We start from the raw sequence: 14102 nt of genomic DNA, 5'->3' as shown, positions 1-14102 counted from the left end.
GACGTTCACCTCGGCCCGTCGGCGTTGATCCGCCGGGCGAGGGCGGGGTTCAGCGCGTAGACGCGTTCCGCGGGTAGCAGTCGTTCCGCCTTGGCGCTGTGGCCCGCCCGGATCAGTGCGGCGGCCCGGTGCACCGTGGGTGTGATGTCCGCCAGGCCGACAATCCATTCATCGACGTAGGTGCGGATCAGCTCGCGGCCCACGCCGACCTGAATGCTGTAGTGGTTGAGCGGCGCCCCTCGGAGCGTCCGCTCCGGGTCCCATTGCACATGCACCGCCGCGCGTTCGAATGCGCTGTTCCAGGCGGCCGCGTTGCCGTATACCGAGGACTCCGGGGCGGTGAGAACGGCCTGTGCGAGCGCCTGCTCCCAGCCTGCGCGGGTGATGCGGACGGCGAGGATTCTTTCCTGGGCGGGCTTGCGGGCCCAGTTGCTGCGATGCATCAGCCAGAGCAGCGATGGCTTGATCCACGTCATTCTGGTGAACGAGAACGGCGTCACGAACCGCCCGGCGGCCAGCGCCGCGTCCGCCACGGCCGGGGAGTACGCCTGGTACACGGTGATGGTCGTGGCGTCGTAGGTGGCGCGGATCTGCCGGGTCATGGTCGGTGGGCCCCGTCGTTCACGTAGTGCACGGCGACCGCCGCCGGCCCGTCAACGGTGGGGCCGGTGCGGCCCGGCGCCAAGCGATTTCTGCGTGCGGGCGACATCGGCCGCTACCGGGACCAGGGCCCCGTCACTGCGCATCGGCCGGTCAGCCCTCTCGGACACCCGGTTGGGCGGGCAACAGGAGCCCACCGCATCCCCTTTGCGGCGCCACTATGGCGTACGAAAGGATGGTTTTGACCTGGTTTGGTGATGGGTATCGCTGGAGAGCCGCAGTTGACGACGGTGTGGGGGATACTGAGCCGCCTCACGGGCCGAGCGTCGCGCGGCTGTTGTGTCGGCTGAGCGCGAGGAGCACCCGGATGACCGTCACCGTTGACACTGCCGCCCCGGTCGACGCCGCTACGAGCGCTGACCCGGCCAGTGAGCTGATCAACGCGATGGCGGCCATGCCGGCCGGCCACCCGTCCCGGCCCGGCCTGCGTGACCGGGCGATCGAGGCGTGGCTGCCGCTGGCCCGGCACCTGGCCAACCGCTACGCCAACCGCGGCGAGCCCCGCGACGACCTGCACCAGGTCGCGATCATGGGGCTGATCAAGGCGGTCGACAGGTTCGATGCCGAGCGGGGCGTCGACTTCGCCGGGTTCGCGGTCCCGACCATCGTCGGTGAGCTCAAGCGGCACTTCCGGGACAAGACCTGGTCGATCCGCGTGCCGCGCCGGCTGCAGGAGCTGCGGCTGGCCATCACCGGTGCCAACAACACGCTCAGCAACACCCTGGGCCGCTCGCCGACCGTCGCCGACATCGCCACCCACCTGGGCATCAGCGAGGACGAGGTGATCGAGGGCCTCGAAGGCGCCCGCGCCTACAACGCGACGAGCCTCTCCACCCCGATCACCGAAGGCGGCACCGAGCTCGGTGACACCCTCGGTGGCGAGGACACCGGCTATGAGCACGCCGAGCTGCGCATCACTCTCGGCCCGGCGATGGCCGGTCTCGACGAGCGCGAGCAGCAGATCGTCAACCTGCGGTTCTACGGAAACCTCACCCAGCAGCAGATCGCCGATCAGATCGGCATCTCCCAGATGCACGTCTCCCGGCTGCTGACCAAGGCCCTCACCAAGCTGCGGCGCCGGCTCGACGGCGCCTCGGTCTGAGCGGACCCGCCCTGGCCCGCGGCGGACGGGCGTCCGATCGTGATCAGCCGGTGCCGAAGGACAGTGTCATCAGCGCCACGTCGTCGTCGAGCCGTTCGAGGGACCCGAGAAGACCGGTCAGCGCGGTGATGGCGGCGGGGGCGGTGGTGGGCGCCAGCGCGGTGAGAAAGGCCTGCAGGGCGCCTTCGCCGTAGCGGTCGGCGCTGTGGCTGGGGTGGGCCTCGAGCAGGCCGTCGCTGTAGAGGACCACCGTGTCGCCGGGGCCCAGCGTGAAGGTCCGTGTCACGATGCGCGGGTTCCGCAGGCTGCCGATCAGGGTGCCGCCGGTGGTGGGCTGCGCTTCGACGGTGCCGCCGGCCCGCAACAGCATCAGGGCGGGATGCCCGCCGCCGGCGATGGTGATCGAGCAGCCGTCCGCTGTCGGGGTGAGCGTCCCGAAGATGACCGTGCAGTGCCGGTGAGAGTCGCTGTGATAGCCCTGGTAGAGCACGTTGTTGAGGTGGGTCAGCACGGCGGCGGGGTCCGGCTCGTACGCCGCGGCGGTGCGCAGCGTGTACCGGGCGGCCGCCGTGGTGGCCGCGGCGGCGAGGCCTTTGCCGCAGACGTCGCCGAGGAAGAACCCCCACCGGTCGCCGGGCAGGGCGAACAGGTCGTAGAAGTCGCCGCCGATCCGGTCGGCGGAGGCCATGTGGTAATACGCGCCGGCCTGCATGTGCGGCGGCGCGAGCACGGTGTCCGGCAGCAGGCTGCGCTGCAGGCCGCCGATCAGGCCCTGCAGGCGTTCCCGCTCGGCGTCGGCCTGCCTGCGGGCCTGCAGAAGTTCCTGTTCGTACGCGCGGCGTTCGCGGGCGTCGAAGATCGTGGTGCGGATCAGCATCGGCTGGCCGTCGGAGCCGGTCTTCACCGCTGACGTGATCAGCACCGGCAGCCGGGAGCCGTCCGCGCACTTGAGGTCGAGGGCGATCCCGTTGACCTCACCCTGCATCTGCAGCAGCGGTGCGAAGTGCGTCTCGTGGTAGAGCTTGCCGCCGACGGTGAGCAGGTCGGTGAAGCGCTTGTGCCCGACGAGCTCGTCACGGGGGTAGCCCAGCCAGCCGAGCAACGTCGTATTGATCTTGGCGATCGTGCCGTCGAGCAACGTCGACAGGTTGCCGCACGGCGCGGTGTCGTACAGATCGTCGATGTTGTCCTCCAGCATGCCCGGAAACGCCGAGGCCTGGACCGGGATACGGCGTGACCCGGTGCATGGCGCCGGCTCACTCACCGGTGTTCAGCCACGAACGCCGCGATGGCCCGGGCCGTGGCCTGCGGTGCGCTCAGCTGCGGGCAGTGTCCGGTGGCGTCGAGAGTGACCAGCCGGCTGCCCGGGATGTGGGTGTTGACGTAGGCGCCCACCTCGGGCGGCGCGATCGCGTCGCTCGCCGACTGCAGCACCAGCGACGGCACCGTCACCCGGGCCAGGTCGGCACGCTGGTCGGACAGGAACGTGACCCGCGCGAACGCCTTGGCGATGGTCGGGTCGGTGCGGCAGAAGCTGGTCGTCAGCTCCTGACCCAGCTCCGGCCGGTCCGGGTTTCCCATGATCACCGGGGCCATGCTGGCGGACCAGCCGAGGTAGTTGCTGTCCAGCGAGTCCAGCAACTCGTCGATGTCCGCGCGGCTGAAACCGCCCCGGTAGTCGCCCTGGTCGATGTAGCACGGCGACGGGGTGAGCAGGACCAGCCCGGCGAAACGCCCGGGCTCCTCGGCGACGGCCAGCACCCCGATCATGGCGCTGACCGAGTGCCCCACGAAGATCACATCGCGTAGGTCCAGGTCCCGGCAGATCTCCAGGACGTCACGGGCGTAGCCGTCGAGCGTCGCGTACCGATCCTCGTCCCACGCCGTCAGGTCGGAGTGCCCCGCACCGACGTGGTCGAACAGCAGCACCCGTGACTGCTCACCCAGCCGGTCGGTGACCTGCCGCCACATGTTCTGGTCGCATCCGAATCCGTGGGCGAGCATCACCACCGGGCCGTCATCGCGGCCGGTGAAGGTGATGTTGTTACGTGCCCGGACGTCCATGCCCGCCATTGTCGCAGGTCTTCGGTGGTCATGGCATCGCCGGCGCCGCCGGTCAGGTGCGCCGGCGAGACCGGCGCAGCGCCAGCCCACCCGACACCATGGCGATGAGCCCGAGCACCACGCCGGCGAAGCCCCCGACGACGCCGTTGCCGGTGCCGGGTCCGCCGTCGGCGGTGGCCAGCACCACGATGCCGGTGAGCGCACCGATCACGCCGGTCACCAGTGCGACGACCGCCCTGCGCGGGACCGCGCCGGCGGCGGGCCGGGCCAGGGCGTAGCCGCCGGCGATGGCACCGGCGAGGGCTGTCACCGCGGCTGCGGTGGCCACCGCCCGGTCGGCGGTGAGGGTGGCCGCATCGACGGCCGGCGCGGCGAACAGCATCAGATCGAACATCACGTTCTCCTCGGTAGACAGGAGGGACGTCATCGATCCTGGCCGTCCGGTCCGCGCCGGGCATCGTGCCGGCGTCGGCACTTCGCGCTGCCACGAGCACCGGACCCGGACTGCTGCCGGCGTGGCAGGAGGCCGGCGACGTACGACATCCGCGGTAGTCGGCTGCGCTGCGCCGGCAGGATTCGCTCACCCGGCCGTCCGGTTAGGGTGCCTTCATGGGCAGTGCACGGGTCGGTGTCCGGGACGCGATCATCGCTGCCGGGGTGACAGCGATCATGGTGGCGGCCGGGCTTGCCGCGCGCGGTTCGCCATCCGGCTCCGAGCAGCTCGGCCTCGCGCTGCTGGCCGTCGGTGGTCTCGCGCTGGCCGCACGCCGGCGCGCCCCGGTCGCGGTCCTGGTCGTCACCGGGGTGTGCACGGTCGGCTACCAGGCTGCCGGTCTTGCCGTGTTCGCCACCGCGTACCTGGTAGCCGTGTACTCGGCGATGCGCGCCGGGCGCCGGGTCGCCACCGCGGTCACCAGCCTGACGGTGCTGGTGGCCCTGCCCGCCGCCGCCATGGTCTCCGGCCGCGACGGCGTCGGCGAGGCGTTCGCCCAGGCCCGCGGGGTGCTCGAACTGGCCTGGCTGATCGCCGCCGCCGCGGCGGGCGAGGCGCTGCGCCAAGCCGAGCGCCGGGCGGACGAGGCCGAACGCACCCGCGAGGAGAACGCGCTGCGCCGCGCCGACGAGGAACGGCTGCACATCGCCCGCGAGCTGCACGACTCGCTCACCCACCAGATCTCCGTGATCAAGGTGCAGGCCGAGGCCGCCGTGCACGTGGCGCAGAAACGCGGCGAACCGGTGCCGGACGCCCTGCTGGTGATCCGGGACGCCGGCCGCGAAGCGGCACGGGAACTGCGCGCCACCCTGGAAGCGCTGCGCGACGATGACACCTCCCCGCCGTTGGGCCTCGACCACCTTCCCGACCTGGTGAAGCGGGCCGCCGCGACCGGCCTGCGGGCGTCGCTGTCGGTCGAGGGGGAACGCGCCGCCGTTCCGGTCGCGGTGGACCGGACCGCCTATCGCATCGTGCAGGAGTCGCTGACCAACGTCACCCGCCATGCCCGGGCCGGCACCGCGTCCGTCCGGGTCGCCTACCACCCCGGCGCTGTGGTCATCCAGGTCGACGACGACGGCATCGCCGTGCCGCACACGCTGTCGGTGCCGGGCGTCGGGCTGCTCGGGATGCGTGAACGTGTCACCGCCCTCGGTGGCGAACTGCGCGCCGAGCCCCGCGACGAAGGCGGCTTCACCGTCCACGCCGAACTCCCCGTGGACGGCACGCCGTGATCCGGATCCTGCTGGTCGACGACCAGCCGCTGATCCGCAGCGGCTTCCGGGCTCTGCTCGACGCCGAGGACGACCTCGAGGTCGTGGCCGAGGCGGGCGACGGCCACGACGGAGTCGCGCTGACCCGGCAACATCGGCCCGACGTCGTTCTCCTGGACATCCGGATGCCGCGCGTCGACGGCATCGAGGCCACCCGGCGCATCACCGCGGACCCGGCTCTGGACGGGGTGCACATCGTCGTCCTGACCAACTACGGGCTGGACGAGTACGTGTTCGAGGCGCTCCGCGCCGGAGCGGCCGGCTTCCTCGTCAAGGACATCCTGCCGGAGGACTTCCTGCACGCGGTCCGCGTCGCGGCCCGCGGCGACGCGTTGCTGGCACCGTCGATCACCCGCAAACTGATCGACCGGTACGTCACCCAGCCCCCGCAGGCCGATGCGCACACCGTGCTGCCCCGGTTGACCGCCCGCGAACGCCAAGCCGTGACGCTGGCCGCGCGCGGGCTGTCCAACGACCAGATCGCCGCCGACATGGTGATCAGCCCGGTGACCGCCAAGACGCACGTCAACCGGGCCATGACCAAACTGCACGCCCGCGACCGCGCCCAGCTGGTCATCATCGCCTACGAGTCCGGCCTCGTCACGGCCCGCCGCCCCTGACCCGCAGAGCTGATCACGCGAAGGCGCGTCCCCGCGGCTACGGGGTTGGCCGTGCGAGCCAGCGGTTCGGGTCGCGGCGGACCGTGTCGATGGCCTGCAGCGCGGCGCCGATCACCGCGGCGTCCGGGCCGAGCGGGGCCGGCCGGACCTGGACCGGTGTCCACCGTGCGCTGAGCACCCGGTCGCGGATCTCTCGCTCGATGCCCTCGGTGAGCCAGGAGGCGAGCAGGGAGTACCCGCCGCCGAGCAGCACGGTGTCCACCTCGACGAGGTTGAGCAGCGCGGACAGTGCCACGCCCAGCGCGCGGGCGGCCCGGTCCAGCGCTGCCGGGATCGCCGGGGATCCGGCGGTGACCATGGCGTCGATCGCCACGGCCGGTGCCGGCGCCGAGCCGTCCCCGCCGGCCGCGACGAGGATCTCGCGCAGCCCGGCGTAGCTCTGCAGGCAGCCGGTCGCCCCGCAGGCGCACGGTGGCCCGGTGCTGTCGACCATGACGTGGCCGAGGTACCCGCGCGACCCACGATGAGGGCCACCGTCGAGGACGATGCCGGCGCCGATGTCGAACTCGCCGCTGACGCAGACGAAGTTGCGCAGGTCGGCGGCGCCGGCGTAGAGCTCGGCGAGCGTCGACAGGGCGGCGTCGTTGCCGACCGTCACGGGAGAGCCGACCAGCCTGCTGAGGATCCTTCCGGCGTCGACGTCGTGCCAGCCCAGCGAGGGCGCGAACCGTACCAATGAGGTGTTCTGGATCGGGCCGGGCGCCGCGAACGTCGCGCCGACCACGGTGAGGTCGGCGTCCGCGGCGGCCCGGACAGCGCGCCGGGCCATGCCGGCGAGGCTTTCCAGGGTCGCCTCCGGCGGCACGTCGCGACCCGGCCGCGGGGCGAAGTCCAGGTGACGCACGGCGCCGGTGAGGTCGACGACGCAGGCGGAGAGCGTGCCGGCGCGGATGTCCAGGCCCAGCCCGGCCGGTCCGGTCCGGGCCAGGCTCAGCCCGACCCGGGGGCGCCCGCTGCCGCCGGACCGGGCGGGCCCGGCCTCGACGATCAGCCCGGCGGTGAGCAGTTCGTCGACGATCCGGGAAATGGTCGGCCGGGTCAGGCCGGTGCCGGCGGCGAGGTCACTGCGCGAGATCGCCGTCTGGCGGGCGTCGACGATCTGCTGGAAGGTCAGGCTCAGGTTGTGGGCGCGCAGCCCGTCCTGCCGGATCGGCGTGCCGGTGGTGGGGGCGACCCGATGCACCGGGCGGATCATGCGGCGAGGGCGGCGGCGTAGGCGGCGGCCTGACCGGCGTCGACCGTGCCGTCGGCGACGACGGTGACGATCTGCCGGGTCACGGCCGCGCCGGGGTCGAGCACGAGCGGCTCGTCCCACGTGAGGGCGGAGCCGATGCCCAGGTAGTCGCGGGTGCGCACGAACCACGAGTCGTCGCGGGTCGCCGGGTTCGCGGCGATGAAGACCAGCGTCCAGCCGTCGCTCGCCACCGACAGCCAGGGTGCGCGCCGGCCGTGGACGGCTTCGGCGCCGGTACCGGCCGGGGAGGTGATCCGGCAGTCGCCCGACGGCGCGCGCCAGAAGAATCCGCCGTAGCCGGCGCCGGTGCGCCCGTGCGCTGCCGGGCTGCGGATCGGCAGCGGTGCCGCGGTGGCGTTGGTCAGCGTGAACCGGTAGCCCAGCGCCCAGGCGCCCGGTCCGGCCAGCCGGCAGGTCAGGTCGCGGCGCTCGGTCAGCAGCGTGCGGCCGTCGATCGCGGTCCAGCGCAGGGTGTGGCTCAGCCGGGTGTCGGTGCGCCGCAGCCAGCGGACGTGGTCCTGGCGGCCCTGGTTGTCGAGCCAGGCCGGGCCGTGGCCGGGGATGAAGGTGCGCCCGCCCCAGAAGTTCGCGCCGTCGACCTCGGCGACCGCGACGCTGACGCCCAGGTGGTGCCGGTGCGAGTCGGGCATCAGCTCGGTGACGGTCACCCCGGCGAGGGTACGGACCGGATGCAGGTACGGCCGGGGCGACAGCGCGACCGGCAGGTCGGGGCGCCACGTGTAGTCGGCGACGGCCCGGTCGCCGAGACGCAGGACTGCTGTGGCGTCACCGGTCACGGGTGCCTCCGGGCGGGTCGGGCGATTCCTGAGCAGGATAGTCATCGGCGCGCTCAGATGCGGGGACGCCAATCGTGACCGAGGTGCGCGTCCACGGTGTACCGCCCGGCCCGCCACGGCGGCAGCTGCGGGCGGCCCGGCCCGGTGACCGCGCCGGGGCCGGTGCCGGGCGCGATCATGTGGGCTCCGGTGCGCTGACGAGGAACCGGTCGAAGTCGGCGTGGCCGCCGGGTCCGGCGGCGAACAGGCCGAGGGTGGCGCCGATCCAGGCGCCCGCGGTGGCGGTGAACGGCGGGCCGCATTCCCACCGTTCACCGCCGATCTCCGCGGCGAACCGGACCGTGGCCGGTGCGGTCACGGTCACGGAGAGCCGCACCCCTGCGCCCGCCGGGACCGCGACCGGGTCCGCCGCGTCCTGTTCCGCCTCGCCTTCGGCTTCGGCGAAGCGGCAGGTCAGATAGGTGCCGTCCGGGCGGTGGTCGAGGCCGATCCAGGCGTACGTACGGCCGTGCACGACCAGTCCCGCGCGCGCCCCGGCCGGCGCGTGCAGCCGCAGGCCGGTGGCGGCGTGCAGCCGTGGGCCGGGCAACCGCTGGCCGAGCACGTTCGGCCGGCGTCGCAGGTCGTGCTCGCCGGGCAGGCAGGCCAGTCGCAGCCCGCCGGAGGGTTTCGGCAGCACCCAGCCCGGCCGGGGGTTGGCCGGCCAGCTCCACTGTGCTCCGGGCCGGCCGCCGGGGAACGTGTCGCTGGTCGCCGGCGCGCTCGGGGGGTGCGGGCCGGGCACCGGTGTGCGGTGGCCGGCGACCGGGGCGCCGTGGTCCCCGATCACCGGCCAGCCGTCGTCGCTCCAGCTCATCGGCTGCAGGTGCACGACCCGTCCGTACGCGTGAAGGTCTTGAAAATGCACGAACCAGTCCTCGCCGGTCGCGGTCTGCACCCACGCACCCTGATGCGGGCCGTTGACCTCGGTGTCGCCCTGGTCGAGCACGACGCGCGGCTCATAGGGGCCGAACACCTCGCGCGAGCGCAGCGCGTACTGCCAGCCGGTGGTGACCCCGCCGGCCGGGGCGAAGATCCAGTACCAGCCGTCGCGCCGGTACCACTTGGGTCCCTCGAGGGTGCGGCAGCCCGGGATGCCGTCGCCGTCGACGATCACCACCCCGGGGCCGAGCGGCTCGGCGAGATCGGGTGTCATCGGGTACGCGGTGAGCCGGTTGTTGAATCCGCAGCGGCTGCGCGCCCAGGCGTGCACCAGGTAGGCCCGCCCGTCGTCGTCCCACAGCGGGCAGGGGTCGATCAGCCCGCGTCCGGCCAGGATCAGCCGTGGCGCGCTCCACGGGCCGGCCGGGTCGTCGGCGGTGGTCAGGTAGATGCCGTGGTCCGGGTCGGGGTAGCAGATCCAGAACCGGCCGTCGTGGCGGCGCAGCGCGGGCGCCCACACGCCGCAGCCGGGCCGCGGGGTGGCGTGCTCGTCCGGCAGCCGGTGCAGCGCGTGCCCGGCGATCCGCCAGTTGACCAGGTCGATGGAGTGCAGCACGGGCAGGCCGGGGACCCGGTTGAAGCTGGAGGCGGTCAGGTAGAAGTCGTCGCCGGAGCGGATGACGTCCGGGTCGGACCAGTCGGCGAACAGCACCGGGTTGCGGTAGCCGCCCTCGCCGGTGCCGGCGGTCCACGGCCCGGTCACGTCCAGGCCTCGGCGGCCGCGATGGTGGCCCGGGTGGGTGGGCCGTCGGCGATGACCACCCGCAGCCGGCGGGCGAACACCTCGCCGGCCGCGATGAGCAGGGGCCGGTCCCAGGCGATCGCGGCGCAGACCCCGGCGTAGTCGTCGGCGCGGACGAACCAGGGGTCGGCCGCCGGTGACCCGGCCAGGAAGATCAGGGTCCAGGCGTCGCCGCTGAGCACGACCCAGGGGGCGCGGCTGCCGTGCACGTCGGCGTCGGTGCGCTGCCCGAACGCGCGGATCTGGTCCGGGCCGGTCGGCGCGCGCCAGAAGAATCCGCCGTACCCGGCGCCGGTGCGCCCGCGGGCGGCGGGACTGTCGATGGTGAGGTCGTCGCCGGTGGCGCTGCGCAGCGTGTAGTCCACCTGCAGCAGCCAGGCGTCGTCGGTGAGCCCGCGCACCGTCAGGGCCCGCCGTTCCCGGGCCAGCGGCGTGCCGTCACGGCGGGTCCAGGTCAGCTCCTGCTCGAGCCGGTCACCGGAGCGGTGCAGCCAGCGGTCGTGCTGCTGGCGGCCGTGGTTGTCCAGCGCGGTCGGGCCGCGGCCGGTGAGGTAGGTGCGCCCGCCCCAGAAGTTGGCCTCGTTGAGGGCCGGCACGGCGATGCTCGCCCCGAGATGGTGCCGGTGGTCGGCGGGCATGAAGCCGGTGACCGTGGTCCCGGCGAGGGTGGTGACCGGGTGCAGGTAGGGCCGGGGCGAGACGGTCGCGGGCAGCTGCGGGTCACAGACGTAGCGGGCCACGACGCGGCCCGCGCAGCGCAGGTCGTGCGCCTGAACGGTCGGCATGAGCGGCAAGTTACCCAGGCCAGCTGAGTTACGTCAACCTCTGAAACAAATTCCGCGCACCCGGTTGACATGGACGTATCTCAATAGATAAAACACTGAAACAAAAGTGCTGACCACGCGGAGGGATCGACCGTGAACCATGTCGACAGTGGCGCCGGGCTCGGTCGCCGTCAGATGCTCCAGCTCGCCGGCCTGGCCGGGCTCACCGCCGCGCTGCCCGCCTGCGGCCGCGGGTTCGGCGGCACGGGCGGCGGTGACGACGGCAAGGTCGAGATCAACATGGTGTGGTGGGGTGACGCGCAACGCGCCGAGTTCACCCAGAAGTCCCTCGACCTGTTCCAGAGCGCGAACCCCGGCATCCGGGTGCGCACCGAATACCAGGACAGCAGCCCGTACAAGGACAAGCTCGCCGCCCGCTTCGCCGCCGGTGACCCGCCGGACCTGCTGGCGATGCGCTTCGACAGCCTGCGCGAGTACACCGATCGCGGCACGCTGCTCGACCTCGGCGCGCACGCCGACCGCCTCGACCTGTCCGGGCTCACCCCGCAGGCCAAGGCCCTCGGCCAGGTCGGGCCGGCCAGCTACGGGGTGCCGTCCGGGCTGAACACCATCGGTTTCGTCATCGACAAGAGCCTCACCGACAAGTACGGCGTCGCGCTGCCCGACGGCGACACGTGGAGCTGGGAGCAGTACGCGGACTTCGCCACGCAGGTCACCAAGGCCAGCGCCGGCACGGTGTACGGCTCCAACTTCGAACCGTGGACCGTCGCGAACCTGCTGGTCTTCGCCCGCCAGCGCGGCGAGGACTTCTTCACCCGGGACGGCCGGCTCGGCGCCACCGCCGCGACCGTCACCGCCTGGTACCAGTTCACCGTCGACCTGCGTGCCCGGGGCGGGCTGCCGCCGGCCGGGTTCATCGACCAGAACAACGGGACCTCGCCGGCCCAGTCGTACCTGGCCAAGAAGGCGATCGCCTCGCAGATCATCCCGACCAACAACCTGTACGGCTTCAACCAGGCGTGCGGCGGCAACCTGGCGCTGCTGCGCATCCCGGGCGAATCCCAGGCCCGGCAGCGGGGACAGTCGGTGGACACCCCGGCACTGTGGTCGATCGCGGCCCGGAGCAAGCACCCGGAGCAGACCCTCACCCTGCTCAACTTCCTGATCAACGACGCGGCGGCGGCCCAGGCCGCGGGCGCCACCCGGGGCGTGCCGCCCAACCGGGCGCTCGCCGTGCAGACCGCGCCGAGCCTGGACCCGGACAGCCGCCGGTCCGCCGAGTTCCTGACCAAGCTGCAGGACGAGAAGCTGCCGCCGTCGTACCCGTACCCGGTCGGGGCCAGCAAGCTCACCAACATCCTCAAGGTGATCAGCACCGAGGTGGAGTTCGGGCGGATGACCCCCGCCGAGGCCGGCCAGCGGTTCCTGACCGAGGCGCGCAAGGCGATAACCACATGACCCGGCAGGACCGGGCCGGCTATCTCTTCCTGCTGCCCTGGTTCGGCGGGACGCTCTTCATGATCATCCCGTTCGTCGCGTCGTTCTACCTGGCCTTCACCGATTACGACCTGCTCACCGCGCCGCGCTGGGCCGGGCTGGCCAACTTCCGGCAGATGTGGCACGACGCCACCCTGCACACGTCGCTCGGCGTGACCACCGTCTACACCCTCGTCTCGGTACCGCTGTCGCTGGCGGTCGCGCTCGCCGTCGCCATGGTGCTCGACCGCGGCGTGCGGGGCCTGGCGATCTACCGCAGCGTCTACTACCTGCCGTCACTGCTGGGCGGCAGCGTCGCCATCGTCATGCTCTGGCGCTACATCTTCGGCTACGGCGGCATCGTCAACGACGCGCTGGCCTGGTTCGGCATCCAGGGCCCCGGCTGGTCGACGGACCCGCGGTACGCGCTGAGCACGCTGATCCTGCTGCACGTCTGGACGTTCGGCTCACCCATGGTGATCTTCCTGGCCGGGCTGCGGCAGATCCCGGCGATGTACTACGAGGCCGCGTCGATGGACGGCGCCTCGCCGTGGCGGCAGTTCCGGTCGATCACCCTGCCGCTGCTGAGCCCGATCATCTTCTTCAACCTGGTGCAGTCGCTGATCGCGTCGTTCCAGACCTTCACCCAGGGCTACGTGATCAGCAACGGCAGCGGCGGGCCGGGACAGTCGACGCTGTTCTACAACCTGTACCTGTACCAGAAGGGCTTCGCCGAATTCGACATGGGCTACGCCTCCGCGATGGCCTGGCTGCTCCTGATGATCATCGCCGGGTTCACCGCGATCAACTTCCTGGCCGCCCGCTGGTGGGTGTTCTATGACAACTGACACGACGGAACAGGCCCCGGTCACGGCTGCTCCGGCACCGGAGCAGCCGGCCCCGCGGCCGAAGCGGCCGCGGTTCGCCCGGCACCTGCTGCTCTGCCTGGCCGGCCTGGTCATGATGTACCCGCTGCTCTGGATGATCTCCAGCTCGCTCAAGCCCAGCGCCACCGTCTTCACCGACGAGTCGCTGTGGCCGGCCGCCTGGGACCTGGGCAACTACGCGCGTGGCTGGACCGCGCTGAGCGAACCCTTCGCGATCTACCTGATCAACTCGCTGGTCATCGTCACGCTCAGCATCCTCGGCAACCTGCTGTCCTGCTCGCTGGCGGCGTTCGCGTTCGCCCGGCTGCGCTTCGCCGGGCGCAAGGTCTTCTTCGCGATGATGCTCGGCACCATGATGCTGCCCGGCCACGTCCTGGTCGTCCCGCAGTACGTGCTGTTCGACAAGCTCGGCTGGCTCAACACGTACTACCCGCTGCTGGTGCCGCACTTCCTGGCCACCAACGGCTTCTACATCTTCCTGATGGTCCAGTTCATGCGCTCGCTGCCGACCGAGCTCGACGACGCCGCCCGCATCGACGGCTGCGGCCCGTTCGGCACGTTCTGGCGGGTGATCCTGCCGCTGTGCCGGCCGGCGTTCGCCACCACCGCCATCTTCACCTTCATCTCGGTGTGGAACGAGTTCTTCGCGCCCCTGCTGTACCTGACCGACCCGCGGCTCTACACCGTCCCGCTGGCCCTGCGCCAGTTCATGGACTCCGAGGGCCAGAGCCAGTGGGGCGAGATGTTCGCGATGTCGTTCGTGTCGCTCGCCCCGGTCATCGGGTTCTTCATCGCCGGCCAGAAATACCTGGTCAAAGGCATCGCTACCACCGGACTGAGGTGAGGGTCTGACACCCGAGAAGGCCACCCAACGGGTCGGCCCGCGGCACGTTCGTCGTCCTCGTCGCGGCCCGGCGTCCTGATCCCCCG

Annotated in this window: 15 protein-coding genes; 6 read left to right on the top strand and 9 right to left on the bottom strand. The window is 72.0% G+C overall.

The annotated features are described in order from the left end of the window. Positions 1-5: 5 nt before the first annotated feature. Complete coding sequence (locus ADL15_RS26800) at positions 6-602, bottom strand: DUF4291 domain-containing protein (protein ID WP_067696936.1); 597 nt, start codon at positions 600-602, stop codon at positions 6-8. 365 nt (positions 603-967) lie between these two features. On the opposite strand from ADL15_RS26800, the gene ADL15_RS26795 reads away from it, so the two are divergent. Further along, a complete protein-coding gene (locus tag ADL15_RS26795) occupies positions 968-1762 on the top strand; it encodes an RNA polymerase sigma factor SigF (RefSeq protein WP_067696934.1) in 795 nt (264 codons plus the stop codon). Positions 1763-1805: 43 nt separating this feature from the next. On the opposite strand, the gene ADL15_RS26790 is transcribed toward ADL15_RS26795, so the two are convergent. From ADL15_RS26790 to ADL15_RS26780, 3 genes are all read right to left on the bottom strand, one after another. Further along, a complete protein-coding gene (locus tag ADL15_RS26790; protein ID WP_067696932.1) occupies positions 1806-2960 on the bottom strand; it encodes a SpoIIE family protein phosphatase in 1155 nt (384 codons plus the stop codon). Between the two features lie 62 nt (positions 2961-3022). Then, positions 3023-3826, bottom strand: a complete 804-nt coding sequence (locus tag ADL15_RS26785; RefSeq protein ID WP_067696930.1) for an alpha/beta fold hydrolase — start codon at positions 3824-3826, stop codon at positions 3023-3025. A 52-nt stretch (positions 3827-3878) separates the two neighbouring features. Next, positions 3879-4253, bottom strand: coding sequence for a DUF6223 family protein (locus ADL15_RS26780; RefSeq protein ID WP_198171027.1), 375 nt, complete (start codon positions 4251-4253; stop codon positions 3879-3881). A 182-nt stretch (positions 4254-4435) separates the two neighbouring features. On the opposite strand from ADL15_RS26780, the gene ADL15_RS26775 reads away from it, so the two are divergent. Together ADL15_RS26775 and ADL15_RS26770 are read left to right on the top strand one after the other, a co-directional pair. Beyond that, complete coding sequence (locus tag ADL15_RS26775; protein ID WP_067696928.1) at positions 4436-5551, top strand: ATP-binding protein; 1116 nt, start codon at positions 4436-4438, stop codon at positions 5549-5551. Next, positions 5548-6210, top strand: a complete 663-nt coding sequence (locus ADL15_RS26770; protein WP_067696926.1) for a response regulator — start codon at positions 5548-5550, stop codon at positions 6208-6210. The genes ADL15_RS26775 and ADL15_RS26770 overlap by 4 nt, the downstream gene beginning before the upstream one ends. Before the next feature lie 37 nt (positions 6211-6247). Here ADL15_RS26770 and ADL15_RS26765 read toward each other — a convergent pair whose 3' ends face one another. From ADL15_RS26765 to ADL15_RS26750, 5 genes are read right to left on the bottom strand one after another with little or no spacing between them, the layout of a single operon-like run. After that, complete coding sequence (locus tag ADL15_RS26765; RefSeq protein ID WP_198171026.1) at positions 6248-7453, bottom strand: ROK family transcriptional regulator; 1206 nt, start codon at positions 7451-7453, stop codon at positions 6248-6250. Between the two features lie 8 nt (positions 7454-7461). Beyond that, entirely contained in the window at positions 7462-8301 is an 840-nt protein-coding gene (locus ADL15_RS26760; RefSeq protein ID WP_157441617.1) for a DUF6807 domain-containing protein, read from the bottom strand. Between the two features lie 53 nt (positions 8302-8354). Next, complete coding sequence (locus ADL15_RS56535) at positions 8355-8480, bottom strand: hypothetical protein (protein WP_269748383.1); 126 nt, start codon at positions 8478-8480, stop codon at positions 8355-8357. Then, entirely contained in the window at positions 8477-9985 is a 1509-nt protein-coding gene (locus ADL15_RS26755; RefSeq protein ID WP_198171025.1) for a glycoside hydrolase family 43 protein, read from the bottom strand. The genes ADL15_RS56535 and ADL15_RS26755 overlap by 4 nt, the downstream gene beginning before the upstream one ends. After that, a complete protein-coding gene (locus tag ADL15_RS26750) occupies positions 9982-10809 on the bottom strand; it encodes a DUF6807 domain-containing protein (RefSeq protein WP_067696918.1) in 828 nt (275 codons plus the stop codon). Before ADL15_RS26750 ends, ADL15_RS26755 begins: the two co-directional genes overlap by 4 nt. A 132-nt stretch (positions 10810-10941) precedes the next feature. Here ADL15_RS26750 and ADL15_RS26745 point away from each other — a divergent pair, with 132 nt between their 5' ends. The 3 genes from ADL15_RS26745 to ADL15_RS26735 are packed head-to-tail and all read left to right on the top strand — an operon-like array spanning position 10942 to position 14016. After that, positions 10942-12267 carry an ABC transporter substrate-binding protein gene (locus ADL15_RS26745; protein ID WP_083971770.1) on the top strand — a complete coding sequence of 442 codons (1326 nt, stop codon included), beginning with the start codon at positions 10942-10944 and terminating at the stop codon, positions 12265-12267. Next, on the top strand, positions 12264-13133 hold the full coding sequence (locus ADL15_RS26740) for a carbohydrate ABC transporter permease (RefSeq protein WP_067696916.1): 870 nt from the start codon (positions 12264-12266) through the stop codon (positions 13131-13133). Before ADL15_RS26745 ends, ADL15_RS26740 begins: the two co-directional genes overlap by 4 nt. Further along, on the top strand, positions 13123-14016 hold the full coding sequence (locus ADL15_RS26735) for a carbohydrate ABC transporter permease (protein ID WP_067696914.1): 894 nt from the start codon (positions 13123-13125) through the stop codon (positions 14014-14016). Before ADL15_RS26740 ends, ADL15_RS26735 begins: the two co-directional genes overlap by 11 nt. Positions 14017-14102 lie beyond the last annotated feature (86 nt).

Source organism: Actinoplanes awajinensis subsp. mycoplanecinus, from assembly GCF_001509495.1.
GTDB classification, from domain to species: domain Bacteria; phylum Actinomycetota; class Actinomycetes; order Mycobacteriales; family Micromonosporaceae; genus Actinoplanes; species Actinoplanes palleronii.
Note: the sequence above shows the minus strand (reverse complement) of the source record. Positions and strands in the feature narration are given on the sequence as shown.

Excerpts from the sequence above, each read along its gene's own strand:
- ADL15_RS26800 (WP_067696936.1), bottom strand. The coding sequence starts at position 602 with ATGACCCGGCAGATCCGCGCCACCTACGACGCCACGACCATCACCGTG.
- ADL15_RS26795 (WP_067696934.1), top strand. The coding sequence starts at position 968 with ATGACCGTCACCGTTGACACTGCCGCCCCGGTCGACGCCGCTACGAGC.
- ADL15_RS26790 (WP_067696932.1), bottom strand. The coding sequence starts at position 2,960 with ATGCTGGAGGACAACATCGACGATCTGTACGACACCGCGCCGTGCGGC.
- ADL15_RS26785 (WP_067696930.1), bottom strand. The coding sequence starts at position 3,826 with ATGGACGTCCGGGCACGTAACAACATCACCTTCACCGGCCGCGATGAC.
- ADL15_RS26780 (WP_198171027.1), bottom strand. The coding sequence starts at position 4,253 with ATGACGTCCCTCCTGTCTACCGAGGAGAACGTGATGTTCGATCTGATG.
- ADL15_RS26775 (WP_067696928.1), top strand. The coding sequence starts at position 4,436 with ATGGGCAGTGCACGGGTCGGTGTCCGGGACGCGATCATCGCTGCCGGG.
- ADL15_RS56535 (WP_269748383.1), bottom strand. The coding sequence starts at position 8,480 with ATGATCGCGCCCGGCACCGGCCCCGGCGCGGTCACCGGGCCGGGCCGC.
- ADL15_RS26750 (WP_067696918.1), bottom strand. The coding sequence starts at position 10,809 with ATGCCGACCGTTCAGGCGCACGACCTGCGCTGCGCGGGCCGCGTCGTG.
- ADL15_RS26740 (WP_067696916.1), top strand. The coding sequence starts at position 12,264 with ATGACCCGGCAGGACCGGGCCGGCTATCTCTTCCTGCTGCCCTGGTTC.
- ADL15_RS26735 (WP_067696914.1), top strand. The coding sequence starts at position 13,123 with ATGACAACTGACACGACGGAACAGGCCCCGGTCACGGCTGCTCCGGCA.